Here is a 21,974-nt window from a genome sequence, read left to right as displayed (position 1 = left end):
GTGGCGTGATTGACGGCCGAAAACATATATCGTAACCAGCAGAACTCCGACTGAATGCCCTCTGATCAAAGATTACTCACACCTCTGTTCTGGATGCTTCTTGGATGCTTTTTCATTGGCGGGAGCGCCGTCGTATTCTCAATGATTCCTGTCACGGAGTACACAACCACCGTCGAACCAGCTACTGCAGAAGAGGTCGATCAGATAGACGGACATGACCACTATTACACATTTTCGAATCTCTCTGATAGGGCTCAATCGCTATTCTTGACAGCAAAGAATACCACAAAAGTGACCACCACTAACACGAGTCGCCTCCCACCAGAGTTTGAATATTACGATGATACAACATGGGACACATACGTTCAGCATGATGGCAAATACTACTTAGTGTGGACGTACAGATCTGACTGCCTTGGCTGTCCCATTGCTCAACTCGGAGGCGCACTCATCGGCCTCATCGGTGCCGGGTTTGTTCTGCTCGGACTAATACTTAGATTATTGGGGAGAAAAGCGTAGATTGCTTGGTTCGCACGCACACCAAACAGGTGTTGCAGTATCTAACTGCTGAAATTATGTAAATTAGTGCCACCTACGCCGATAGTCCTGCTTATTTTGACATTTATGTCTGAGAATTCGTTCCTCAAACGAGTCCCCGATGGGAGAGCGACAAGATAAGCTCGGTCCAGAAAACTTTCCTTCCGGTTGTCTGTCAGTAGCTGTATGCGACGACGCCAGTTCCTTGCGAGCGGAACAGCCCTCCTCTCGGTCGCTGTCGCCGGCTGCGGTCATCCCTCAGTCGTGCTGGACATGGACGACGCGACAGCGGCCGACATCGTCGACGAAGTTTCGATGTCGCCCGATCCCGAGTCGACGGAGTACACGGTCGCCTCGGAGGCCATCGAAAACGGCTCTGCGACGCGCCGAGGGCGACACGAGCTGTTCGACCAGATTGATACCGTCCGGATCGACGATGCCTTCTACGAAGTTTCGGAGACGGCACTTGAGAGCAACGAAGTGACGGTGTACGAGGTACGAATCGATTTCGACCCGGATGATTCGACGGCTGAGATCGGCGAAATCGCCTACGAGGACCTGCCGGCCACGGACCGCCAGCGCCTTGACCCGATTATTTCAGACGACAACCAGCCCAGCGGGGACGGATACGACGTGGGTATCGGATACGGAACCGCCGCGGAAGTGGGTGACGGGTCGGTGTTCGTTCCGGAGCGCCAGTACGATATTATCGTCCACGACGGCGACCGCTATCGGGTGACGGTCAGCACACGAACGACAACAGAGACGAAATACCGGTACGAAGCGACGGAAGTTGCGTCGGGTGTCGACTCGTTTGCTGACCAGATTCGAGACCAGTACCTGTTCACCCTTACGGGCCTTTCCGAAGCCGAGCGAGAAGTCGTTGCAGAGGCGATCGACGGCGGGTACTTCCAGAATGACGAGGCCTTTCGGTCGGTCACTGACCGCATTCGGGAGCACGAGGGAATCGAGGTCACGGATAGCTACGGGACGTGGCTACTGGAGTACGAACAGGTCGAGTATCTCACGTACGTCGAGTGGTAGCTATCCGGTGTACTCGTCGAACAGGTCGGCGACACGCTCTTCGATCTCATCTCGGATTTCCCGGACCTGCTCGATCGGCCGTCTGTGTGGGTCCTCTAGCGCCCAGTCGCGCACTGCGACATCGGCGTCGAGTTCGAGCGTCGAACACCCCATTGTCGCAACGACAGTACACTCGTTGAGTTCGTCGTCCGAAATTGCTTGTGGGACCCGGTCAGAGAGGTCGATGCCGAGTTCATCCATCGCATCGACGACTCCCGGATGCACTTCGTCCGCGGGGTCTGTGCCGCCCGTCAGGATTTCGACCGTATCTTCGAGTCCGCGACGGGTGCGTTCCCGCTCGGCAAACGCTGCGGACATCTGGCTCCGGCCCGCGTTCTGGACGCAGACGAACCCGAACTTCAGCGGCGTATCAGTCATCGTGTAATCGTACCGAGCGAGTGGAATAATCCTTCCTAAGACAGCTATTGTGGGCTATATATCTGAGATCCTCCATCGTACGGCAGTAGCGGTTGGCGAGCTGACCCGCGAGCGGGACGCTCCCACGTACGTATAGCCCCTCCACATTGAGGGGGCAGTTCCTTCGGCTATCCAAGTCCGTGGCTGAATACATGCCGGAGTACCGCTTCACATGCCCGAACTGTGGTGCGTGTGCAACGGTCGACGATGGCGTCCGGGAGCGCCTGTTGGTCGTTGGATGCCCGGTTTGTGCCGAAGAAGTCGATGCCCCGGCGTTTGTCGAGGTTCCGCCACACAGCACCGATCGAACCTGATCCACGCCGTTGCCCGTACTGAACTGGTCCAAGAACTGGGATGTCTGGCTCGTTTTCAATTATGACACAACTTATTTGAACCTATCTTAAGACTGACTGAACATGATAGAGGACGCACTTCGCTATCAGACACAGGGCGATGACTGGGCCAAACGCGTCGCACTCGGTGGGGTTGTACTGTTTTTCGGCTTTTTGCTCGTTCCATTGTTCACGTTCCAGGGATATATGCTCGAAGTAATGCGCCGTGTCCTCAGGGGTGAGACTGACACGCCGCCAGCCTGGGACGAACTGGATCTGGTCGACATAACCGTTGACGGAGTCCGACATACGGTCGTTGTTATGGGGTACGGCCTGCTGCTCACACTCGTGCTTGCCATCCCGGGCCTGCTGGTGCTCGGCGGTGGACTCGGCGGCTCGGAGGGATTGCTGCTCGTCGGCTTGCTCGTTGCTGCTTTGCTCTACTTTATCGGAGTTCTTGCAATGGCAGTGGTACTGCCCGTTGCGACGGGGAACTTCGTCCGGACGGACAGTATCGCTGCGGGCTTTGACCGTGATGTTCTCTCGTCTGTTGGGACGAACCGAACGATGCTGATGGCCGTGGTGATGGCGTTTGCGGTCAACATCCTCGTCTCCGTTGGAGCGACCGTCCTGGGGTTCACCATTATTGGCTACCTCGTAGTTCCGTTCCTCGCGTTCGTCGGCCAGTCCGCGATCATGTATATCTGGGGGCGTGGCTTCGCGGACGCATACGAGGAGGAGTACGGCGAACCGCCGCTCGTATCCACCACTTCGACTGGCGGGACACATGGGTCCGGCCCATCCACGGCAGGGACCACCTCGGATGTGAACGATCCGGTGGGTGATAGTTACGCCGACGATTCGGGCAGGAGCGACGACACCGACGAGAGCGGATTCGGCACTTCAGCCTGGGATGACGTCGGTGACGGTGACAGCGGGCGACACCGATAACGGTTGCTGGATATGGGTCGTTCACCGCAACGCGAAGCGCTGTTAGAAATCGCTTAACTGCGACTGGAGCCCGGCAACAAGTTCGGACTTGCGTCGTAACTGCCCGAGAGTGACGGGGAGCTGGTCGGCGATGGCCGTCAGCGTCTCCCGGAAGGACTGGGCAGTCCCGGGCTCGCCGTCGAACGCATTGCGGACGCCCTCGCGCACCTGCCAGACGCCGACCGGCGCCCAGTAGTCGTCGGTGATCTCCCGTAGTACCAGACACTTCGCCTGTCTGTCGCGCTCCTGCAGGTGTTCGAGGACGCCGAGTCGTGCCGCGTAGTACGCTCCGGCGGTCTCCTCAACGTAGGCGGTCCGTCCCTCGTAGCCCTCGTGAGCACTGGACATGTAGTAGCCTGTCTCGGGGCGTGGGTTCCAGACGCTCTGGGGGGCTTTCATCTCGACGAGTTCGAACTCCCAGCGACCGGGCGCAAGCACGACCCAGTAGCGGTTCCCCATGTACTCGTTGTACCACAGCTCCGGCTTGTCGATGGTGTCAGCGTTGCGAAGCGTGCCGCGGACGTACTGCCCGACCGTGTCGTCGACGGCGGTGATCGACCACCGTGTCGGCACCAGCGACCGCTCGCTGGCCTGTCCGAGCGCGCCCGCCGAGAGGATGGTGTTGATGTCGTACACGTCGAATCCCCGGCGGTACAGGTACGCCATTGCGCCCTCCGCGCGCCAGTCGTCGTCCGACAACGTCTTTTCGACGGGTCGGGGAACGTGGGGATTCTCTGCCAGGTCGGCACCGGTCGCGTGGGCTCGCGGCCCCGTCGGTGTCCCGACGTCGTCAAAGCTCACATCCATCTCGGGAGTGCCGTCGAGACCCACCTCCACGTCGACGGGATGGTCAGCGATGGCGACCTCGCGCTGAACGCCGACGAACCCGTTCCAGACGTCGTGGACTCCGCCACCGCCCCGCCCGCCACTGGCGCTGACGGAATCGACTGATGTCGTCTGGGTGGAGTTCACCATGCCGGTCCGGCGCTGGAGGACGTCCTCGATACCCAGTCCCTCCTGGTACCAGTCGCCGCTGGTCGCGAACCCGGAAGCAGCGGCGTCGGTATCAACCGGGGAGAGCAGGCCCGTCGAGACGTTGGGGTACCCCGACCGGCCGACGAAGATTTCCGGGGCTGTCGACCCGAACAGCGAATCCCCTTGCACTGCGGCCTCGAACTGCCGCTCGACGTCTTCGAGGTGGTCCGTGATGGCGTAGGACTTCTCCGCTGCGAGGCGGCGCCGCTGTGCGGCTTCGTCCTCCTCGAACCCCTCGATGAACTCGTCGAGTTGCATCTGTCACGCCTTCGGTCCTCCCCGATAAGAACCTTTCCGGCGGTCTGTGGGTGAGCAACTCTTACAGGGTTGGATTGAGTAACAACAGGTGATATAAATTATGGTAGATGCCACGAAGTGGTTCATGCTCGGCGCAACGCTGGTCAGCATGGTTGTCGTATTCGTCTCTGCTGTCATTCCGGTCGCGTACCAGCAGGCGCTCGTCAACCTTCTCGTCGGGGAACTCGCGGCCCTCACACTCGCACACTCCACCTACCGCGTCTCGTCAGGGAAACAGGTAAGCCCCGTTGCAGCGGCGATAGCTATACTGTCCGGGATTGTCCTGTTTCTCTCACCCATCCTCATCGAGCCTGTCGACCCAATCCTGTCGATCATGTTCGCCACCGGAGCCGTTGTCACCGTTGGCGGGCTGGTCGGTGTTCTAGGTCGGTTCTTGGGCGGCGAAGAGGGCCGACAGACCGGTGCCGAGCGACTCAGCAGAAACGCCGGCAACTGACGGGCCGACCACAACGTCTATACCGACGGGTCAGCCACCCTCGGACAATGCCGGTCATCGAATGCGACGAGACGACGGCCCGCGAGCAGCTGGCGGATGCGGGACTCGACATTCAACAAGGAAACACCGACCACGAGCGCTGGCGCGTCGAATACGGCGGCTCGACGGCGGTCGCCTATGAGGGAAAAGTCGTTGTGCAGGGCGAGGAGACCGCACGACTTGAGGCCCTGCTGCGCGGCAATGACGGCGGGCGCGTCCATGCGTATTTTGATGGCGCATCGCGTGGCAATCCGGGGCCGGCCTCGGTCGGATATGTGCTGGTGGACGACAGCGGAATCGTCACCGAGGGCGGGGAGACGATCGGAACGGCGACGAACAACCAGGCGGAATACAGAGCGCTCATCCGCGCGACCGAAGTCGCACGCGATTACGGATTCGACGATGTTCATATCCGAGGTGATTCAGAGCTTATCGTCAAACAGGTCCGCGGTGAGTGGGATACGAACGACCCAGAACTGCGCGAAAACCGCGTCCGCGTGCGTGAACTGCTGACCGACTTTGACGACTGGCAGATAGAGCACGTTCCGCGGGAAATAAACGACCGTGCGGACCAACTAGCTAATGACGCACTCGACGATGACTGACCTGCCGACAGACGTGACCGAACAGGCCGAACGGCTGACCAGACTCGCTCGCGAGGCGGTCGATGATGCCGAGGCCGACGCCTACAGGACCGAACGCGACGAAACCCTCGCCGAGTACGACTACACTGCCCGCATCAGGAACGACGAGACGGGTGACGTGCTCGTCTGCCATCCCGTCGAATGGGTCGATGACGGCGTCATCCGTCCGGAGCGGGTCGACGACATCGACCGTGGCGTCGAGATACGGCTTTCGGGTCCCGGTGACCCTGACGAGTGGGCGGAAATCGACACTGCAAACCGAGCCGTCGTCGAAGCTGTGACCGAAGCACACGGTGAGACACACGGCGCTAACGCGGAGCTGCTCGCCGATTTCATGGGTAATCACTACGCGAAACCTATCTCGGAGGCGACACCGGACGAAATACAGGAGTTTCGGGACGACTACGTCCGACGGAACGCCTGGCCAACTGCGGAACAACAGTCGGTCCTCGACCAGTCGATCCGTCTCACTGTGGAAGAAGCCGGTGGCCGCGTCCCCGACGCGTAACTGTTTGGTATACCCGTCGGTAGTCAGCGTTTGTTTCGCGTTAAGAATTGATTAACAGTAGTTCGCAGGTGCCCAGATGCGAGTCTACTGCTGTGCCGTGATCAGATCACGGAGTTCGTCGGCTCGACCGTCGTCGGAGATGAACTTCCCGAACACCCATCCGAGCTGGTCGAGGACTGCGTCCTTGCCCGACTCTGTCAGGGAGTACTGGTTCGTTCGCTTGTCGAGTTCGCTCTTCTCGACGAGTCCCATCTCGACGAGGTCGTCGAGGTTCGGGTACAGGCGACCGTGGTTGACTTCGTCGTTGTAGTATTCTTCCAGTTCGCGCTTGATAGCGAGACCATACCGCGGCTCTTCAGCGAGTATTACTAGGATATTCTGCTGAAAAGCGGTGAGTTCTTTTGCGATGCCCGGACTGTCAGTAACTGTTTGTGCCTCTGACATAGTTGAGTAAATGTCAGCAAGCTATTTAACACTTGTTAACTCTGGCGCACAACGCCTGCTGTGGGGCATTAACCACCACACAACTAGCAGCTACAATAGTATCGGAAAGATTATATTATGTGCCCTCAGTTGAACTGAGTTTCCGATTAATTTGCTTTCAGATTGTCGTTTACAGGTGGTAAGTGTAATCTAAGAATATATCTATAGTTAGATATTATTGGGTTATATAGGGCATAATACCGAATAGCTGCGGCTATTACGAAAGGACTTTTTGACGGCGTCGCGCAGTCGCCGGTGATGACGAACCTCTGGGAAGACCTCGAAACCGGACCGAACCCCCCCGAAGAAATCTACGCCGTTGTTGAGTGCCTGAAAGGCGAGCGTAACAAGTACGAGTACGAGAAGGACATCCCCGGTGTCGTCCTCGACCGTGTCCTTCACTCGAACGTTCACTACCCGTCCGACTACGGCTTCATTCCGCAGTCGTACTACGACGACGAGGACCCGTTCGACGTGCTCGTCCTCGTCGAAGACCAGACGTTCCCCGGCTGTGTCATTGAGGCCCGCCCCGTCGCCCTGATGAAGATGGACGACGACGGCGAGCAGGACGACAAGGTCATCGCAGTCCCGATTGAGGACCCGCGCTATGACCACATCGAAGACCTCGACGACATCCCACAGCAGACCCTCGACGAGATTGACGAGTTCTTCTCGACTTACAAGAACCTCGAAGAGGGCAAAGAAGTCGAGACGCTGGGCTGGGAAGACAAAGAAGCCGCAAAGGACGCTATCGTCCACGCGCAGGAACTCTACGACGAAGAGTTCAACTGACGCGTCCGGGACCACCTTTTGCGGTTTTTGTTCCGTTGGCGGTGTATTTCCAGAAGTAATACCGGCAGGTGTCTCCGATTATGTATGAGCATGGGTAATCTTTTGTCCGTGTAACTGCTATCTGTACGCGTATGGCTACTGATGACACCGACGCGGCGCTTGACCACACGACTGTCGTTCCGCGAGCCGAACGACGGTCGACACCCGGAATCGCACATCTAACTGTGGTTCCGGAGAACGCGGACCAGTCGTCCTGACCGCTGGGCTGTGTCGATTATTTTGCCGCTTTCGGTGACGCGGCGCCGAAAAGAAGTTTCTTGTTCCTGACCTGACTAACGGGTCGTATGGGATTATTCGACCGATTGAAGGGCGACGACGCACCGCGTGTTGCCTTCTTCGGTATTGACGGCGTACCGTTTAGCCTCATCGACGAGCACCCTGACGTGTTCCCGAACCTAACGGAGATGGCGTCGGACGGAAGCGCCGGCCCCATCGACAGCATCGTCCCCCCCGAGTCTAGCGCCTGCTGGCCGGCGCTGACGACCGGTGTTAACCCCGGACAAACGGGCGTCTATGGTTTCCAGGACCGCGAGGTCGGGTCATACGATACCTACGTCCCGATGGGACGTGACGTGCAGGCGACGCGCCTCTGGGACCGCGTCACCGACGATGGCCGCAATGCCACGGTTCTGAATGTGCCGGTCACCTTCCCGCCACAGCGGAACGTCCAGCGGATGGTGTCGGGCTTTCTCTCACCGGGCGTGGACAAGGCCGCCTACCCGGACGAACTCCGGGACCACCTTCAGGACAGCGACTACCGGATCGACGTCAACGCCAAACTCGGCCACGACGACGACAAGAGCGATTTCGTCGAGGACGCCCACAAGACGCTCGAAAAACGCTACGAAGCGTTCAAACACTACGTCGAGCAGGACGACTGGGACCTGTTTTTCGGCGTGTTCATGACCACTGACCGGGTCAACCACTTCCTGTTCAAGGACTACGAGCGCGACGGCGAGAACCAGGAGGCGTTCTTCGAGTTCTACAAGCAGGTCGACGCCTATCTCGGCGACCTGCGCGACCGACTGCCCGACGACGTGACGATGGTCGTCGCCTCGGACCACGGCTTCACCTCTCTCGACTACGAGGTCCACTTCAACGAGTGGCTCCAGCAGGAGGGGTGGCTCGACTACGCGACCGACGACCACTCCGAACTCGGCGATATCAGCGAGGACACGAAGGCCTATTCGCTCATTCCCGGACGGTTCTACATCAACTTAGAGGGCCGGGAGCCGAACGGCAGCGTTCCCGAATCCGAGTACGAGTCCGTCCGTGGGGACCTCAAGGAGAAACTCGAATCGCTGGAAGGCCCGGACGGCAAGAAGGTCGCCGACCGTGTCGTGACCAAGGAAGACGCCTTCCGCGGCGACCACGCCGACATCGCGCCGGACCTCACTGTTGTTCCGAACCACGGCTTCGACCTGAAGGCCGGATTCAAGGGCTCCGAGGACGTGTTCGGCGTCGGGCCGCGAAACGGTATGCACAGCTTCGACAACGCGACGCTCCTAGTCGACGATCCGGACGTTCGCATCGAAGACGCCGACCTCTACGATATCGCGCCGACCGTTCTCGACCTGCTCGACCACGACTTCGACCGCGCGAAGTTCGACGGTAGCAGTCTCGCCTGAGGCTGCCGTCCCAGTCGAGCGATTCCGGAATCTGCGCCGAAAACCGTTTAGAACAGCCCGTCCAGTTTGTCGTTTGTGAACTCGTCCGGATCGGTCGTCCCGCCTTGGGAGTCGGCCGCCTCGCGGGCGCGCTTCATGAACGCGTCGACCCGTTCGGACCGTTCGACGCCCGAAAGAACGATGAGCGACGCGATTTTGTCGGAGCCAAGCGGGAAGTCCCCGCCCCGGACTTCCATGCTCCCGGTCTGGTCTTCCACCCAGCGGCGCGCTCGTTCGACGCCCTTCCGCGAGAGGCGTTCGGGGTCACCCGCGACGACGAGGAGGGCCGAGTCGGCCTTGACCGCGTTGGGCAGGCTCATGCTCGTAAGGAGGGCTTTCCGGGTGACGCTAGTGATAGTGTTGACGTTCTCGCCGGCGTCCTCGCTGGCCTCGGCGCTGGCGTAGCCGATAGAGGCGATGCCGCCGCCTCTGAGCGTGTTGATGATCTCCGAGGAGTCGACGACGCTCTCACCGACTCCCTCGACAGCCTCGCCGGAGGCAAACAGCAGACCGACCCGCTGGGAGATGGCGTCGTTTACGCGTTCGAAACCGGCGGCGACGCTGTCACCGCTGCCCCGCCAGGCGTCGTTGTCGACGAGCAGGAGGGAGTCCGCCTCGCGGGCAGCGGTCTTGAGTGAGCGACCGGCGTTGGCCTGGTAGAGGCCGCCTTCATCCCGGCCGGGGAGAATGCCGAGGACGTACACCGGCTTCTCGTAGATGCGCTTGAGTTCACGGGCGAGCATCGGTGCGCCGCCGGAGCCGGTGCCGCCGCCGAGTCCGGCGACGACGACGATGGCCTCGGCTTCGGTCGTGATCCGACCGTCGAGTTCGTCGAGCACCTCGGTGGCGTTCTCCTGCATAACCTGCGCCCCGAGCTCGTTGTCACCGCCGACGCCGTGACCTTTCACGCGGTCCTGTCCGATGAGGGCCGTGTCGATATCGAGATTCTGGAGGTCGGCTCGCGCCGTATTAACGGCGAGGGCCCCCCGGACAGCGTCGAACCCCATGTCGTAATCGAACTGGGCAAGCGACTGGGTTACTTTCCCGCCAGCCTGCCCGACACCAATCAGGACGACTTTCATACCAGATGTCTTGTGAGGCTGACTAATCAACGTTGTCCTCACACTGTCAACGGGCGACAAGGAGAGGTAAAACAGCTCTAGGCGCGGAATGAAGGGTGCGGCTACTCAACCCGGAGTGTGTAGATCCGTTTGCGCGCGTCGGCGAACGAGAACCGGGAGTCGATGACGCCGACATCTTCGAGGCGGGAGAGGGCGTACCGGACTGTCCGCGGTGGCAGCAGCGTCTCCTCGGCGAGCTGGCTCTGGGTCAGGGTCTCGTTGTACTCTAAGACTTTCGCAACGAGTTTCGCGCTTGGCGGGAGATCGCGGACGGCTTCCCATCCACTCCCCTCGTGCTCGCTGTCGGTATCAGCGGACTGGATATCGGATGCACTCATGGTACTTCCACTATATCCAATACAGGGTGATAATATTTTCTGTTCATTATTATGCTCTGTGGAAATGTTTCGGCAAAAAACGCGGCCACAGTCGGGGTTCGATGCCCGAAAGTTTACCTTCGGTACATCCGGTGTCACAGACGTGGACGAAGTCGAGGTCAGCACGGTCGTGTACGTCCCACCCGAAGAGGTGTACGAGTTTCTGCTGGACTTTCCGGGCTACGCGCGATATTCCGAATATCTCGACCGCGTGGTACAGGACGGCGACGGCTCACCGGGGACGAACTACGACCTCGTATTCTCGTGGTGGAAGCTCTCCTACACCGCTCGGTCGGAGGTAACTGACGTTTCGCCGCCGACGCGCATCGACTGGCAGATCGTCAAAGACATCGACGCCGAAGGGTACTGGGCGGTCGAGCCTGACCCGGACGGCGTCCCGGCGGACGTGGAGGCGGCGTCACGAGTGCGGTTTCACGTCGCGTTCGACCCCGGGTCGGCCTCAGACAGTGCCGTCGACCTCCCCCGACTCGTTTCGATGGACTGGGTTATCGAGAAAGTCAAACCGCTCATCCGCAAGGAGGCGACCAAAATCGTCGAACGTGTCGTCGAGGATCTCGAAGGGCAGGAACGTGACGTTGATCTGAGAATTCACGCCGGTCCGGATTCGGTGTAACGCGGTGACGGAGCGTTACTCGGGCGTCTCGTAGTCGCCGCCGTACCGGATGAAGAAGTATGCAAGTCCGAGTGTCGCGACCATCACGAACGAGGTTGCGACGCCGAGCGTTTTCGCGCTGTTTGGCACTTCCGGCGGGCCGGCGCTCTCGCCACCGCCGCCACCAGAGGATTTCGTCGGGTAGTCCGACCCGACGACGACAGCCCCCTTCATCCCGAGGCTTTCGTGTGGCACGCAGACGTAGGGGTAGATGCCGTCCTCCTCGAAGGTGTGCTCGTAGTTGACGCCGGCGCTAGAGACGGCGCTCCCGGAGTCAAGCGGACCCTCACCGTCCGAGACGACGTTGTGGCCGCCACCGTTGCCCGTCCACTCGAACTGGACCGTTGCACCGTTGTCAACGTGGATCGCGGGTGGGCCGAAGCCGAACGCCCCGCCGTTTGCCTGCACGCCGACCTCTACCGTCGCCGTGTCCTGTCCGGTCGCATCGGCGACCGAGCCGTCGAAGTTCCCTACCTGGTCCAGGAAACCGCCGAAATCCGGCGGCCCACCGCCTCCCCCGCCGTCGCCGCCTTCGGTGCCTTCCTGTGCGGTCGCGGTGCCTGCTGCGGCCGACGCAGCCGTGGCCCCTGCCGCTGTCCGCAGGAAGCCCCGACGGGACACGTCCGCTCTACCGTCTGTCATACCTGACTGTTTGTGACTCCCCGTCCTGAATATGTCGGTTTCGGATCGGGGCAGTACTCTTCACAGCGATATCACAACAGCCACGGCTGCCGTGAAACATTTAACGCCGGTAGGACGAAACCACCGGTATGTCTACCGGAAGCCAGGGGGTCGTCGGCGGGGTCCGTATCGACCTCAATAGATTACACGAAACGTGGATGGAACTCGTGTATCCACGTCAGCGAAACGCTAACGACACCGTCCTCGGGACGTGGACACCGGACTCCTCGGTCGGGTTGGCCCTCTATCGCCTCTGGTCTGCGCTCGGGGTCCCAGTCATCGCGCTGGTGTATCCGCTGGTCCTGTGTGGCGTCGTCCTGCGGTACCAGACCCGTCGCATCGACGGCACGGCGACCCGTCTGGGCGTGGTCGGCGTCGTTCTCCTCTCCTTGGTCGTCTGGGGTGGCTTGGCGGCGCTCGCTCGACTTGAACCGGGGAGTATCGACCTCGTGTCGGGTGGGTTCACCGCCGTCGCTGTCGCCGGCGGCGTTGCGACGCTGTCGGCCGCACTGGCTGTCACGTTCCGGCGGGTCGGCGGCCGTGGAACAACGGTCGCGCTAGCGTATCCGTTCGCCATGACGGCCATCTTCCTGCCGCCGGTCGTCGCAGCGCTGTACTCGACGACGGTCGCCTCGGTCGTCATTCCCGCGAGCGACTCGCTGTCCCGGTGGTTTCTCTACGAGGTGCTGGCCGCTGTCGGTGTTGCGGAGTTCTTCATCGAGAACTTCGACCGGGAAGGCATCGCCTACGTTATTATCTGGCTCGGCGTCTCCATCCCGCTGGGGTGGGTGCTCGGTGTGCTGGTGACACTTGCGGACTTCGTCCGCCCGACAGAGTAACCGCAATTCGACGACTCCGGCTCCGGCGACAGACCTATCCTGAATCCGACGGGGGACTCACGAACACGGTCAATTTGTCGTTTGACAGAATGACCTCACACACAGCCGAACCAGCCGACATACAGCCGTGCCGGTAACCAAGTGGACTTGAAATAAGAGTAATTTAGCGTAGTGGTTCCGTGAACATGCAGACCGTGTGACCGAGAGATTGTTACGGACTGGTGCGGAACTCGCCGTGTTTCATCCCGAAGAAGAACGCAACGACGGAGAACGCGATCATCGATGGCAGCACCATCATGAACACTATCGAGCGACCCATTATATTCATAGATATGAATGCCACCGTCGCGACGGCGACAATTACAACGAGTGGGGCTACCGCGGTCTTGAAGTCAAAATCCATACTTTTCTTTGTAGCCGGACAAATAAATTCTTTAAGAAAGCAACAGCGTCCATCAGCTGACTGACCAGCGATTCCGCTTTGCATCCGCACCAACACGGCGACTACTGCGTACCCGCCACGCACATCGATGACAGATGTCTATCCGGTCGCTACGACGGCGTCGCATCTTCCGGCCGAACGACAGTTTCTTCGAGAACATCCCCGTCAGCAACAGCGATATCCGCAGCCTCGTCGCCGCCGAACACGACCGTCGCACCGGTCCGCATCGGTGCAAGCAGGCCGGCGACGACCGCGCCCGCAGTTGTCATCGGTGCCCGGAGCGCGACGGTCGTCTCCGTGTCGATATCGTAATCGGCGACGACACGGCCGCTCTCAGCCATGAGTTCGCCGTGCGTGTATGTTCTGTCCGCTGCCAGCACGTCGTCCTCGGGCGAAACTTCGCCCGGCGGCTGGAGCGGGTTCTCGCTCCACAGTTCCCGCTCGAACTGGGCGATGGTGGGGTCATCGACCGGGCCACCGTAGGCCAGCCCCTTCGTTCCCGGTCCCTGCGTGTAGCGGTCGAGCCACGCCGCTGGCGCGACGAGCGCCGTCGCGTCGACCGCATTCGGCGGGTCCATATCCACGACTGCGCCGTCGAGCGCCGCCGCGAGGAAGGCAAGCAGTGCGTCCGGGGCGTCCCGGAGGTAGCCCGGTCGGTCCTCGTCGGTCGGCTCTTTGGGACCGACGACGACGGCGACCCGCGTTCCGTGTCGGACGCCGTAATGTCGCAGCAGATTCCCGCCTTTCCAGGCGTTTGTGGCGAAATCGGAGTAACTGTACGGCGTCGACCGCTCGGGCGAACGAAAGAGAACGCCGTCGCGGTCGCGGGCCTGCGCGACAAGGTCACCGAGTACCTGCATACGTCGTCGTTCGGCCCCACCGATGAAAAACAGCGCGGCCACAAAGCCGATGTAGGTGGCTATCCCCACGCTCTAGAAATGAAACGACAACAACAGGTTGCCGACGTACTCAGACACAGCGACATCGACACGCCGCCCGCCTACCAATTGCTCGATGTGGTGTCTGAACTCGGCAACATCGCGGCACAGGTCAATGAAACGACCGGCTACGGCACCGACTCGACGGCGCTATCGATACCGGAGGACGAACTCGGCGACGCCTTGTTCGCACTGCTCGCGCTGTGTGAAGAACTCGATGTCGACGCTGATGCTGCACTCTCAACGGCACTGGCGAAATACGAGGGACGATCAGGCACAAGCGGGACGCCGGCGAGTGGCGACTGATTACAGCGAGTTCTTCAGTTTCTCGAAGAAGCCTTCCTCGACGTCGACTTCCTCGCCGCCGGCCTCCGCGAACTGTTCGAGAGCCTCTTTCTGTTCGGCGTTGAGGCTGTCGGGCGTGACGACCTGTACCTGAACGTAGAGATCACCCTTGCCGCGTCGGCGGAGTCGGGGCATTCCCTTCCCCTCTAAGCGGAACACCTCGCCGCTCTGGGTACCGCTTGGCACGTCGACCTCGACCTCGCCGTCCAGCGTCGGGACGGTGATGGTGTCGCCAAAGACGGCCTGCGGGAACGAGATGGCCTGCTGGTGTTGCAGGTCGTCGCCGTCGCGCTCGAAGTCCGGATGGTCGCGGACGCTCACCTCGATGAGCAGGTCGCCGTTCGGGCCGCCGTTCTCGCCGGGCGCGCCCTCGCGTTCCATCCGGAGCGTCTGCCCGTTGGCGATGCCGGCCGGGATCTCGACTTCGAGGCTCGCGTCGTTCTGGACGACGCCGTTGCCCCGACAGGTCGAACATGTTTCGTCGTACAGCGTCCCCTCGCCGTCACATCGGCGGCAGGTCGTCGTTTGCTGGACCCGGCCCATCGGCGTCTGCTGGACCTGTGTCGTCTGGCCCTGCCCGTTACACTCCGGGCAGGTCTCCGAGTCGGCCCCCGGCGGATGCCCGGCCCCGTCACAGTCGTCGCAGGCCTCCGGCCGGGTGACGTTCAGTTGCTTCGTCGCGCCGTTGTAGGCCTCTTCGAGGTTGATTTCCAGTCGCGTCTGGAGGTCCTGGCCCTGTCGCCGTCGGCTGCCGCCGCGCCCACCGCGGCCGCCGCCACCGAAGAACTGGTCGAAGATATCCTGCATATCGAAGCCGCCGGCGCCGCCGCCGAACGGGTCCCCGCCCATGCCGCCGCGGCCGCCGCCACCGCCAGCGCCGCCGCGCTTTTCGGCCTGCTCGAAGCGCTCGTGGCCCATCTGGTCGTACATCTGGCGCTTCTCCTCGTCGGTGAGGACCTCTTTGGCCTTCTTGGCCTGCTTGAACTTCTCTTCGGCGTCGGGGTCGTCGCTCACGTCCGGGTGATATTCCCGGGCTTTCTCCCGATAGGCCTCCTTGATTTCGTCTTCGGAGGCGTCTCGAGAGACACCCAGTATCTCGTAGAAATCCTGACTCATTCGTTGTACGAGGCTTAGACGATTGAGCTACTTCAAAAGAACGGGTTGCCGACTAGTCGTGTTCGACCCGTACCGGGGCGCTTATTTTCGTGCCGGGGGAGGATTCGGGCAATGAGTCCTGAGTCGTCGCGTGGTCACCGGGGTCTCGTCACGGTCGAGCGAGTCGCAGTCTGGGGACTCGCGGCACTGGCCGTCGTCGGGCTGGTCGCACTCGTCGTCGGCCCCGGCGCGGACCTTCGGACGGCGTCGCCGTCGGTCACCATCGACGGCCAGTTCGACGCTGAGACAGGGACGGTCACGCTTACCCACGCCGGCGGGGACAGACTCACGGACACCAGCACGCACGCGCTGGCGCTCGTCGTCACCGACGCCGACCGAAACCGCTCGACCACACTGACGTGGGCCGAGGCGGACCAGCTGCCTGTCGAATCTGACGATACAATCGTTCTTGACGACCCACGCGTGGATTCTGACGGTGACGGTAACTACCTCGACGGCGACGTCTCCGTCGGCTTCTTCCTCGACAGCGGCGATACCATTGCGGTTCGCTGGACCGGCCGCCCACTCGGTGCGCCGGGCGAGCGGACCACGACGCTCGATACCGTAACGCTCGGTAACAAGACTGGCTGACTGTCTACCCGTTACAGTGGGTTTACTAGAGCGCCTCCGGGAAGCGTCCACGGCCGTTTGTGTCGGTGCTCTTGCTTCGCGTATAGTCACGGATGAACGGGTCCGGTGTGGACATACACGTCTCCGGTTCCGGTCACAGTCACTCTGTAGTCACCCAACTGAAACGAGAGCGAGACGGCGCTGTCCGACTCTGACGAATGGCTGAATAGCTGGTCAAGCGCGTCCGGATCGAGCGTCTCGATGAGGGGTGATAGCTCTATGGCCTCTTGATCAGCTGCGATTGCGACCGTTTGTACGATTGCCACTGATGGTGAGACTGTGCTCCAGTCGAACTCCGCGTGGAGCGTGTCCGGGTCATCAGATGTCCGGTCGGGCCGCCTGTCGGACCCACTCATTACTAGAGATGTGTTAATCAAACATATTAATTCTACTGTCAATTTATCACTCGGAATAATGATGTATGAAAGGACTATCTAATTGCCGAGTAAACCACGGTAACGAGTTTTTATCACCGGATATAGCCCATCTTTTGTGACTGTAAGTTGATATAGTAGCTGTCTGTTAAACGTGTATTTTAATCCAGACTGTTTCCGCCAAGAAGTAGCACTGCAGGCGAAGTACGGGCAGTGAAACAACCGCTGTCGTGTATCTGCTACAATTATTCCCGGCGGCGTTTCACTCCAGACGTACTAGTTGAAGCCTGTATGGGCAGTTTTCGTGAAAGTGGCACGCAGCAGATGTGGTTGGGACACATAAGATGCTGCGTGCCAACTAACTCTACTCCGGACCGATGTATAACAGTTGTGTGATTAACTGAGTAAACAAGGCTATGCACCGAAGCGACCGACCATGTACCAACACTTGCGACAGCTGGAGTCCGGACTGTCGCAATACGCTCCGAGCCCGCACTGAGCAGCGCTAACTTGGATGAGAGCCGACACTGTGACAGTAACAACGTCTTTTACCTGTGGGCATCATCTTTCTACATATCCTCGGCTTCCACCGAGATGAAGGTTGGGACACATGACATCTGATGCAACACACGAAGAAGCGGTAAGTTTACTGCAGGAGTTGGGCTTGAAAGAGTACGAGGCGAAGTGTTTTGTGGGACTTTCTCGGATGTCCAGCGGTACGGCCAAAGGATTGAGCGAGGTAACTGAAGTCCCGAGAACGCGCGTCTACGACGCCGTCCGGATTCTCGAAGCGAAGGGGCTGGTCGAGGTCCAGCATTCGAGCCCCCAGCAGTTTCGGGCGGTCCCGCTTTCCGAGGCTACCGAAACGCTCCGTGCGCAGTACGAGGAGCGTGTCGAACGCCTCCAGTCCGCACTGCACGAAATGGGGAGCATCGAATCCGATGATGACGAGGCCGAGCTACAGGAGGTCTGGTCGCTTTCCGACTCCGATGCTATCGAGAACCGTGCCGCGGCAATCATCGGGAACACGACCGATGAAGTGGTCCTCGTCATCGGCTCCGAAGCGGTCCTCACTGATCCGCTGATCGAGCAACTCAATTCGCTTGACTCGGGCATCGACCTCATCGTCGGAACCGGGTCCACTTCGATACGGGATCGTGTGGAACGGGAAATCCCACGCGCTACCGCGTTCCTGTCGGAACTTGACTGGCTCCGCGGTGAGATGATACCGCAGGAGGACGCAGCCGTCGGGCGGCTCCTGCTTGTCGACCGGTCAGCGATGCTCGTCAGCTCAATCGACCCACAGACTGGCGATGAACAGGCCATCTTCGCGACCGGACTCAGAAACGGACTCATCGTCATCGCGCGCCGCCTCCTCTCGCAGGGCGTCGTAGAAATGACCCCGCTAGAACAGGATTAGCGGGTCATACGCACGGGCTGTCACCACCCACTGTTCTCACTCGTCGTGATACTCGGAGAGGAACGCAAGTAGCGGTCGAAGCCGCTGGTACTCCGGGCCGCGTGTTACCCAGTGGGTCTCCCGGTCCCATTCGATGAGCCCCATCTCTGCCAACATCGGGAGATGCTGATGATAGAGTGCTGCCGGAATGGCCGGTGCCCCGATGAGTGATCCGTCACTATCGAAATCCGAGGCGGATGGCTGCCACCGCTCCGTGTCGCGTAACGCGAACAGTATCTGCCGACGGTCCGCGTGTCTCACCGCGTCCAGCTGTGCGCTCAGACGCTGTGGCCTGACCTGTTTCTGATCGCTCATTGTCTGACTACACGCTTGACTATCTGATATATATATATGCATTATTTTCATTATCTTATACTGTTTTGATTATCAGGGTAACCTGACTGAGACAGATCTATCCAGTGACGGACCGCTGTTGCGAGCACAGCGGCAGAGCAATGCACCCACCGCTGCCTACTGTCGCCTGAAAATGATGGTAATCAGTAGCGTGGTGCGCAGGCGCTGCCGCTGCCTTGGCCGTCTTGCAGTGCTGACACCGGACCGGCATCACCGAGTCAGCCAGTCATAGTCCGGAGATGGCCTGCCCGCAGGTCGGCTTTCGCTGCCGTTGTACCGACGGAAGTGACGTGACTCGCGTTATTCGTCTTCGTCAAACTTGAGAAGCTCACTTCGTTCGCTTCCCAAGACACCGATAGACTCGCTAACGCTCGTCTATCAAGCCGAGGAAAGCTCCTCGAACTCGTTTCACTCGTCTTCGTCGCTTTCCTCGACGTCTTCGAAGTCGGCGTCGACGTACTCCTCGCCCTGCTCGGCTGCGCCGCCCGCTGCGCCGCCTGGACCGGCAGCACCGCCGGGGCCGGCCCCGGCTGCGCCGCCCGGACCAGCGCCCGCGGCGCCGCCTGCGGCCTGCTGGGCCTGATCCTGATACATCTGCTTGCCGATCTCCTGCAGTTCCTCGCTCAGAGTTTCGGTGACCTCTTCGTAGTCCTCTTTCGTGGCGTCCTCGTCTTCGAGAACTTCCTCGACGTCTTCGATCTTCGCGTCGATGTCAGACTGGAGGTCTTCGTCGATTTCTTCCTCGTTTTCGTCGAGGAGCGTCTCGGCGCGGCGGACGGAGGCCTCGGCCTCGTTGCGGGCTTCGATGCGCTCGCGGCGCTGCTCGTCTTCTTCGGCGTGCTGTTCGGCCTCCTGTTGCATCTCCTCGATCTGGTCGTCGGAGAGGCCAGCACCGCCTTCGATGGTGATGTCCTCCTTGTTGCCCGAGCCCTTATCCTCGGCTTCGACGTTGACGATGCCGTTCTCGTCGATGTTGAACGACACCTCGATCTGGGGCGTGCCTGCGGGGGCCGGTGGGATGCCCGAAAGCGCGAACGCGCCGAGCAGTTCGTTCTCCTCGGCGATTTCACGCTCGCCCTGGAAGACGCGGATCTGGACCTGCGTCTGGTTGTCCTGCGCGGTCGTGAAGATCTTCGATTCCTCGGTCGGAATGGTGGTGTTCTTGTCGATGAGTCGCTCGAACAGGCCGCCCTTGACCTCAACACCCAGCGACAGCGGCGTCACGTCAAGCAGGACGATGTCGTCTACATCGCCCGAAAGGACGCCAGCCTGAATGGCCGCGCCCAGCGCGACGGCTTCGTCGGGGTTGACGTTCTTTTTTGGTTCCTGCCCGGTCATCTCTTCGACCTGGTCCTGCACCTGCGGCATCCGCGTCGAGCCACCGACGAGGATGACCTCGTCGATGTCGCTTTTGGTGTAGTCCGCGTCGGCAAGCGCCTGTTCCGTCGGGCCGACGGTGCGCTCGATGAGATCCTCTGTGAGGGACTCGAACTTCGCGCGCGTGATCTTTTGTTCGAGGTCCAGCGGACCGTCGTCGGTGGTCGCGATGAACGGGAGGTTGATTCGGGTCTCCTTGCGCGAGGAAAGCTCGATCTTGGCTTCCTCGGCAGCCTCGGTCAGGCGCTGGAGCGCCTGCCGGTCGTCGCGGAGGTCGATGCCGTGTTCGGCCTCGAACTCGTCAGCGAGGTAGTCGATGATGGCGTGGTCCCAGTCGTCGCCACCGAGGTCGTTGTCCCCGTTGGTTGCGACAACTTCGTAGACGCCCCCACCGAGGTCGAGGATGGAGACATCGAAGGTGCCGCCCCCGAGGTCGTACACGAGGACGGTCTGGTCGGATTCATCATCGAGCCCGTAGGCCATCGCGGCCGCCGTCGGCTCGTTGACGATTCGTTCGACCTCGAAACCGGCAATCTCGCCGGCGTCCTTGGTCGCCTGGCGCTGTCGGTCGTTGAAGTACGCCGGGACCGTAATAACGGCCTTCTCAATCTCGTCGCCGAGGTACTCCTCAGCGTCGTGTTTGATCTTCTGGAGGATCATCGCCGAGACCTGCTCGGGTGTGTACTCCTCCCCGTCCAGTTCGACCGAGTAGTCGTCTTCGCCCATATGGCGCTTGATCGACTGGATGGTCTCGTCGGGGTTCTTTACCGCCTGATTCTTCGCCGGTTTCCCGACAAGCCGCTCACCGTCGTCGAACGCAACGACAGAGGGTGTCGTCCGCTCGCCTTCGCCGTTGACAATGATTTCAGGGTCGCCACCTTCCATGACCGCGAACGCGCTGTTCGTGGTCCCAAGGTCGATACCCAGAATCTTGTTGCTCGCCATCTTACCCGCTCATAGCGGATTGGGCCGGTTAAAAGTTGCTAGATGTACTGATTGGAAAAGCGGCCAAAGGGCCCTCCTCCGGGCGGTTTTATACTCGGTGGACTTCCCTGACCGGTGATTATTTAATGTACCGCAATACGACCGCTATACCGTCAGAGTTGCCCGCTACTCCTCGCTCTCGCTGACGGTGACCTGTGCCTCGCGCAGCACTTTGTCGGCCATCTCGTAGCCCGGCCGGTGGACATCGGCGATTGCCCCGTCCGGCTGGTCGCTGTCGACGCGGGCGAGCACCTGATGCTGTGTCGGGTCGACGTCTCCACCGGGGTCGGGGTCGATGACTTCGACGTTCTCGGCATCGAGGACGTCGTCTAGCTGGCGAAGCGTGGACTCGACCCCACCTCTGATATCGGAGTCCTCGTCCTGTTCAAGCGCACGCTCCAGATTGTCCCGGACGTCGAACAGGCGCGTCACGAGGTCCTCGGTGGCACGCTTCTGTTCCTGTTCGCGGCGCTTGTCCATCCGCTTCTTGTAGTTCTGGAACTCCGCTTGCTTGCGCTTGAGCTTCTCCTCTAGCTCCTCGATGTCATCGTCCTGCTGTTCGACCTGCGATTCGAGACTGTCTACGCGCGTCCGCAGCGCGGAGAGTTCCCGAGCGATGTCTTCAGGGTCCGATTCAGTGACCCGGTCGACCAGATCGTCGTCAACGTCGAACTCGCCCAGGTCAACCTCGTCCGTGGTGACGTCCTCGGGGGCGTCTTCGAAATCCGCGTCGCCGTCCGCTTGCGCCTCGCTCGCGGTCGACTCCTCCGTCGCGGCCGTGTCGTCGGCTGCGTCCTGCTCGGTCATACCCGATAGAAGTCGTCACGTGGATAAAAGGATTCAGAAACGGTGTGGCGGTGACACTACCAACCGAAGCCGGCATC

General features: G+C 60.6%; 28 protein-coding genes. 15 read left to right on the top strand and 13 right to left on the bottom strand.

Annotation, left to right across the window (positions count from 1 at the left end; all coding sequences use genetic code 11):
* The first annotated feature begins 54 nt into the window (after positions 1-54).
* Positions 55-519 (top strand): hypothetical protein, encoded by a 465-nt coding sequence (locus AV059_RS04720; RefSeq protein WP_058992604.1) that lies wholly within the window; start codon positions 55-57, stop codon positions 517-519.
* A 204-nt stretch (positions 520-723) separates the two neighbouring features.
* On the top strand, positions 724-1,581 hold the full coding sequence (locus tag AV059_RS04715) for a hypothetical protein (RefSeq protein WP_058992602.1): 858 nt from the start codon (positions 724-726) through the stop codon (positions 1,579-1,581).
* Here the strand turns inward: AV059_RS04715 and AV059_RS04710 are convergent, their stop codons facing one another.
* Entirely contained in the window at positions 1,582-1,998 is a 417-nt protein-coding gene (locus AV059_RS04710) for a low molecular weight phosphatase family protein (protein ID WP_058992600.1), read from the bottom strand.
* A 191-nt stretch (positions 1,999-2,189) separates the two neighbouring features.
* Here AV059_RS04710 and AV059_RS21970 point away from each other — a divergent pair, with 191 nt between their 5' ends.
* Both AV059_RS21970 and AV059_RS04705 read left to right on the top strand, forming a co-directional pair.
* Positions 2,190-2,351, top strand: coding sequence for a zinc ribbon domain-containing protein (locus AV059_RS21970; protein ID WP_154021003.1), 162 nt, complete (start codon positions 2,190-2,192; stop codon positions 2,349-2,351).
* Positions 2,352-2,453: 102 nt separating this feature from the next.
* Positions 2,454-3,320, top strand: coding sequence for a DUF4013 domain-containing protein (locus AV059_RS04705; RefSeq protein ID WP_058992598.1), 867 nt, complete (start codon positions 2,454-2,456; stop codon positions 3,318-3,320).
* 42 nt (positions 3,321-3,362) lie between these two features.
* On the opposite strand, the gene nreA is transcribed toward AV059_RS04705, so the two are convergent.
* Complete coding sequence (gene nreA / locus AV059_RS04700; protein WP_058992596.1) at positions 3,363-4,652, bottom strand: DNA repair protein NreA; 1,290 nt, start codon at positions 4,650-4,652, stop codon at positions 3,363-3,365.
* 100 nt (positions 4,653-4,752) lie between these two features.
* Here nreA and AV059_RS04695 point away from each other — a divergent pair, with 100 nt between their 5' ends.
* Genes AV059_RS04695 through AV059_RS04685 form a run of 3 tightly spaced genes read left to right on the top strand, consistent with a single transcriptional unit; the run spans position 4,753 to position 6,339 of the window.
* Complete coding sequence (locus AV059_RS04695) at positions 4,753-5,148, top strand: hypothetical protein (protein WP_058992594.1); 396 nt, start codon at positions 4,753-4,755, stop codon at positions 5,146-5,148.
* Between the two features lie 47 nt (positions 5,149-5,195).
* On the top strand, positions 5,196-5,792 hold the full coding sequence (rnhA, locus tag AV059_RS04690) for a ribonuclease HI (protein ID WP_058992592.1): 597 nt from the start codon (positions 5,196-5,198) through the stop codon (positions 5,790-5,792).
* Positions 5,785-6,339: a hypothetical protein gene (locus AV059_RS04685; RefSeq protein ID WP_058997450.1), complete on the top strand. Its 555-nt coding sequence runs from the start codon at positions 5,785-5,787 to the stop codon at positions 6,337-6,339. The genes rnhA and AV059_RS04685 overlap by 8 nt, the downstream gene beginning before the upstream one ends.
* An 84-nt stretch (positions 6,340-6,423) precedes the next feature.
* Here the strand turns inward: AV059_RS04685 and AV059_RS04680 are convergent, their stop codons facing one another.
* A complete protein-coding gene (locus AV059_RS04680; protein WP_058992591.1) occupies positions 6,424-6,783 on the bottom strand; it encodes a PadR family transcriptional regulator in 360 nt (119 codons plus the stop codon).
* 297 nt (positions 6,784-7,080) lie between these two features.
* On the opposite strand from AV059_RS04680, the gene AV059_RS04675 reads away from it, so the two are divergent.
* From AV059_RS04675 to AV059_RS04670, 3 genes are all read left to right on the top strand, one after another.
* Positions 7,081-7,614 (top strand): inorganic diphosphatase, encoded by a 534-nt coding sequence (locus tag AV059_RS04675; RefSeq protein ID WP_004593839.1) that lies wholly within the window; start codon positions 7,081-7,083, stop codon positions 7,612-7,614.
* A gap of 131 nt (positions 7,615-7,745) precedes the next feature.
* On the top strand, positions 7,746-7,871 hold the full coding sequence (locus tag AV059_RS22930) for a hypothetical protein (RefSeq protein ID WP_005535999.1): 126 nt from the start codon (positions 7,746-7,748) through the stop codon (positions 7,869-7,871).
* Positions 7,872-7,958: 87 nt separating this feature from the next.
* Entirely contained in the window at positions 7,959-9,302 is a 1,344-nt protein-coding gene (locus AV059_RS04670; RefSeq protein ID WP_058992588.1) for an alkaline phosphatase family protein, read from the top strand.
* Between the two features lie 47 nt (positions 9,303-9,349).
* On the opposite strand, the gene AV059_RS04665 is transcribed toward AV059_RS04670, so the two are convergent.
* Both AV059_RS04665 and AV059_RS04660 read right to left on the bottom strand, forming a co-directional pair.
* Positions 9,350-10,423 (bottom strand): tubulin/FtsZ family protein, encoded by a 1,074-nt coding sequence (locus tag AV059_RS04665; RefSeq protein WP_058992586.1) that lies wholly within the window; start codon positions 10,421-10,423, stop codon positions 9,350-9,352.
* A 101-nt stretch (positions 10,424-10,524) separates the two neighbouring features.
* On the bottom strand, positions 10,525-10,800 hold the full coding sequence (locus AV059_RS04660) for a helix-turn-helix domain-containing protein (RefSeq protein ID WP_058992584.1): 276 nt from the start codon (positions 10,798-10,800) through the stop codon (positions 10,525-10,527).
* 142 nt (positions 10,801-10,942) lie between these two features.
* Here AV059_RS04660 and AV059_RS04655 point away from each other — a divergent pair, with 142 nt between their 5' ends.
* Entirely contained in the window at positions 10,943-11,473 is a 531-nt protein-coding gene (locus AV059_RS04655) for a type II toxin-antitoxin system RatA family toxin (RefSeq protein ID WP_058997448.1), read from the top strand.
* A 15-nt stretch (positions 11,474-11,488) separates the two neighbouring features.
* Here the strand turns inward: AV059_RS04655 and AV059_RS04650 are convergent, their stop codons facing one another.
* Complete coding sequence (locus AV059_RS04650; RefSeq protein ID WP_058992582.1) at positions 11,489-12,154, bottom strand: halocyanin domain-containing protein; 666 nt, start codon at positions 12,152-12,154, stop codon at positions 11,489-11,491.
* A gap of 128 nt (positions 12,155-12,282) precedes the next feature.
* Between AV059_RS04650 and AV059_RS04645 the strand changes: the two genes are divergently transcribed.
* Positions 12,283-13,032: a hypothetical protein gene (locus tag AV059_RS04645; RefSeq protein ID WP_058992580.1), complete on the top strand. Its 750-nt coding sequence runs from the start codon at positions 12,283-12,285 to the stop codon at positions 13,030-13,032.
* Positions 13,033-13,243: 211 nt separating this feature from the next.
* On the opposite strand, the gene AV059_RS04640 is transcribed toward AV059_RS04645, so the two are convergent.
* The gene (locus AV059_RS04640) at positions 13,244-13,435 is read right to left on the bottom strand and encodes a hypothetical protein (RefSeq protein WP_058992579.1); all 192 of its coding nucleotides are present in this window, start codon (positions 13,433-13,435) and stop codon (positions 13,244-13,246) included.
* 149 nt (positions 13,436-13,584) lie between these two features.
* Positions 13,585-14,334: a hypothetical protein gene (locus AV059_RS04635; RefSeq protein ID WP_058992577.1), complete on the bottom strand. Its 750-nt coding sequence runs from the start codon at positions 14,332-14,334 to the stop codon at positions 13,585-13,587.
* A gap of 78 nt (positions 14,335-14,412) precedes the next feature.
* Here AV059_RS04635 and AV059_RS04630 point away from each other — a divergent pair, with 78 nt between their 5' ends.
* A complete protein-coding gene (locus tag AV059_RS04630) occupies positions 14,413-14,718 on the top strand; it encodes a MazG nucleotide pyrophosphohydrolase domain-containing protein (protein WP_058992575.1) in 306 nt (101 codons plus the stop codon).
* Here AV059_RS04630 and dnaJ read toward each other — a convergent pair whose 3' ends face one another.
* Complete coding sequence (dnaJ, locus tag AV059_RS04625; RefSeq protein ID WP_058992572.1) at positions 14,719-15,873, bottom strand: molecular chaperone DnaJ; 1,155 nt, start codon at positions 15,871-15,873, stop codon at positions 14,719-14,721.
* 111 nt (positions 15,874-15,984) lie between these two features.
* Between dnaJ and AV059_RS04620 the strand changes: the two genes are divergently transcribed.
* A complete protein-coding gene (locus AV059_RS04620) occupies positions 15,985-16,503 on the top strand; it encodes a hypothetical protein (protein WP_058992570.1) in 519 nt (172 codons plus the stop codon).
* 86 nt (positions 16,504-16,589) lie between these two features.
* On the opposite strand, the gene AV059_RS04615 is transcribed toward AV059_RS04620, so the two are convergent.
* Positions 16,590-16,898, bottom strand: a complete 309-nt coding sequence (locus AV059_RS04615) for a HalOD1 output domain-containing protein (RefSeq protein WP_058992568.1) — start codon at positions 16,896-16,898, stop codon at positions 16,590-16,592.
* A gap of 628 nt (positions 16,899-17,526) precedes the next feature.
* On the opposite strand from AV059_RS04615, the gene AV059_RS04610 reads away from it, so the two are divergent.
* Positions 17,527-18,336, top strand: a complete 810-nt coding sequence (locus AV059_RS04610; RefSeq protein ID WP_058992566.1) for a TrmB family transcriptional regulator — start codon at positions 17,527-17,529, stop codon at positions 18,334-18,336.
* Positions 18,337-18,372: 36 nt separating this feature from the next.
* Here AV059_RS04610 and AV059_RS04605 read toward each other — a convergent pair whose 3' ends face one another.
* The 3 genes from AV059_RS04605 to AV059_RS04595 form a co-directional block, all read right to left on the bottom strand.
* Complete coding sequence (locus tag AV059_RS04605; protein ID WP_058992564.1) at positions 18,373-18,690, bottom strand: hypothetical protein; 318 nt, start codon at positions 18,688-18,690, stop codon at positions 18,373-18,375.
* Positions 18,691-19,137: 447 nt separating this feature from the next.
* Entirely contained in the window at positions 19,138-21,051 is a 1,914-nt protein-coding gene (dnaK, locus tag AV059_RS04600; protein WP_058992562.1) for a molecular chaperone DnaK, read from the bottom strand.
* A gap of 165 nt (positions 21,052-21,216) precedes the next feature.
* Complete coding sequence (locus tag AV059_RS04595; protein ID WP_058992560.1) at positions 21,217-21,897, bottom strand: nucleotide exchange factor GrpE; 681 nt, start codon at positions 21,895-21,897, stop codon at positions 21,217-21,219.
* Positions 21,898-21,974 lie beyond the last annotated feature (77 nt).

Source organism: Haloarcula sp. CBA1127, assembly GCF_001485575.1.
In the GTDB taxonomy this organism is placed as follows: Archaea; Halobacteriota; Halobacteria; order Halobacteriales; family Haloarculaceae; genus Haloarcula.
This window is presented reverse-complemented; position numbering and strand designations above follow the sequence as displayed.

What these genes read in the sequence shown, in the direction of transcription:
- AV059_RS04720 (WP_058992604.1), top strand. Translation starts at nt 55, where the DNA reads ATGCCCTCTGATCAAAGATTACTCACACCTCTGTTCTGGATGCTTCTT.
- AV059_RS04715 (WP_058992602.1), top strand. Translation starts at nt 724, where the DNA reads ATGCGACGACGCCAGTTCCTTGCGAGCGGAACAGCCCTCCTCTCGGTC.
- AV059_RS04710 (WP_058992600.1), bottom strand. Translation starts at nt 1,998, where the DNA reads ATGACTGATACGCCGCTGAAGTTCGGGTTCGTCTGCGTCCAGAACGCG.
- AV059_RS21970 (WP_154021003.1), top strand. Translation starts at nt 2,190, where the DNA reads ATGCCGGAGTACCGCTTCACATGCCCGAACTGTGGTGCGTGTGCAACG.
- AV059_RS04705 (WP_058992598.1), top strand. Translation starts at nt 2,454, where the DNA reads ATGATAGAGGACGCACTTCGCTATCAGACACAGGGCGATGACTGGGCC.
- nreA (WP_058992596.1), bottom strand. Translation starts at nt 4,652, where the DNA reads ATGCAACTCGACGAGTTCATCGAGGGGTTCGAGGAGGACGAAGCCGCA.
- AV059_RS04695 (WP_058992594.1), top strand. Translation starts at nt 4,753, where the DNA reads ATGGTAGATGCCACGAAGTGGTTCATGCTCGGCGCAACGCTGGTCAGC.
- rnhA (WP_058992592.1), top strand. Translation starts at nt 5,196, where the DNA reads ATGCCGGTCATCGAATGCGACGAGACGACGGCCCGCGAGCAGCTGGCG.
- AV059_RS04685 (WP_058997450.1), top strand. Translation starts at nt 5,785, where the DNA reads ATGACTGACCTGCCGACAGACGTGACCGAACAGGCCGAACGGCTGACC.
- AV059_RS04680 (WP_058992591.1), bottom strand. Translation starts at nt 6,783, where the DNA reads ATGTCAGAGGCACAAACAGTTACTGACAGTCCGGGCATCGCAAAAGAA.
- AV059_RS04675 (WP_004593839.1), top strand. Translation starts at nt 7,081, where the DNA reads ATGACGAACCTCTGGGAAGACCTCGAAACCGGACCGAACCCCCCCGAA.
- AV059_RS22930 (WP_005535999.1), top strand. Translation starts at nt 7,746, where the DNA reads ATGGCTACTGATGACACCGACGCGGCGCTTGACCACACGACTGTCGTT.
- AV059_RS04670 (WP_058992588.1), top strand. Translation starts at nt 7,959, where the DNA reads ATGGGATTATTCGACCGATTGAAGGGCGACGACGCACCGCGTGTTGCC.
- AV059_RS04665 (WP_058992586.1), bottom strand. Translation starts at nt 10,423, where the DNA reads ATGAAAGTCGTCCTGATTGGTGTCGGGCAGGCTGGCGGGAAAGTAACC.
- AV059_RS04660 (WP_058992584.1), bottom strand. Translation starts at nt 10,800, where the DNA reads ATGAGTGCATCCGATATCCAGTCCGCTGATACCGACAGCGAGCACGAG.
- AV059_RS04650 (WP_058992582.1), bottom strand. Translation starts at nt 12,154, where the DNA reads ATGACAGACGGTAGAGCGGACGTGTCCCGTCGGGGCTTCCTGCGGACA.
- AV059_RS04645 (WP_058992580.1), top strand. Translation starts at nt 12,283, where the DNA reads ATGTCTACCGGAAGCCAGGGGGTCGTCGGCGGGGTCCGTATCGACCTC.
- AV059_RS04640 (WP_058992579.1), bottom strand. Translation starts at nt 13,435, where the DNA reads ATGGATTTTGACTTCAAGACCGCGGTAGCCCCACTCGTTGTAATTGTC.
- AV059_RS04635 (WP_058992577.1), bottom strand. Translation starts at nt 14,334, where the DNA reads ATGCAGGTACTCGGTGACCTTGTCGCGCAGGCCCGCGACCGCGACGGC.
- AV059_RS04630 (WP_058992575.1), top strand. Translation starts at nt 14,413, where the DNA reads ATGAAACGACAACAACAGGTTGCCGACGTACTCAGACACAGCGACATC.
- dnaJ (WP_058992572.1), bottom strand. Translation starts at nt 15,873, where the DNA reads ATGAGTCAGGATTTCTACGAGATACTGGGTGTCTCTCGAGACGCCTCC.
- AV059_RS04620 (WP_058992570.1), top strand. Translation starts at nt 15,985, where the DNA reads ATGAGTCCTGAGTCGTCGCGTGGTCACCGGGGTCTCGTCACGGTCGAG.
- AV059_RS04615 (WP_058992568.1), bottom strand. Translation starts at nt 16,898, where the DNA reads ATGAGTGGGTCCGACAGGCGGCCCGACCGGACATCTGATGACCCGGAC.
- AV059_RS04610 (WP_058992566.1), top strand. Translation starts at nt 17,527, where the DNA reads ATGACATCTGATGCAACACACGAAGAAGCGGTAAGTTTACTGCAGGAG.
- AV059_RS04605 (WP_058992564.1), bottom strand. Translation starts at nt 18,690, where the DNA reads ATGAGCGATCAGAAACAGGTCAGGCCACAGCGTCTGAGCGCACAGCTG.
- dnaK (WP_058992562.1), bottom strand. Translation starts at nt 21,051, where the DNA reads ATGGCGAGCAACAAGATTCTGGGTATCGACCTTGGGACCACGAACAGC.
- AV059_RS04595 (WP_058992560.1), bottom strand. Translation starts at nt 21,897, where the DNA reads ATGACCGAGCAGGACGCAGCCGACGACACGGCCGCGACGGAGGAGTCG.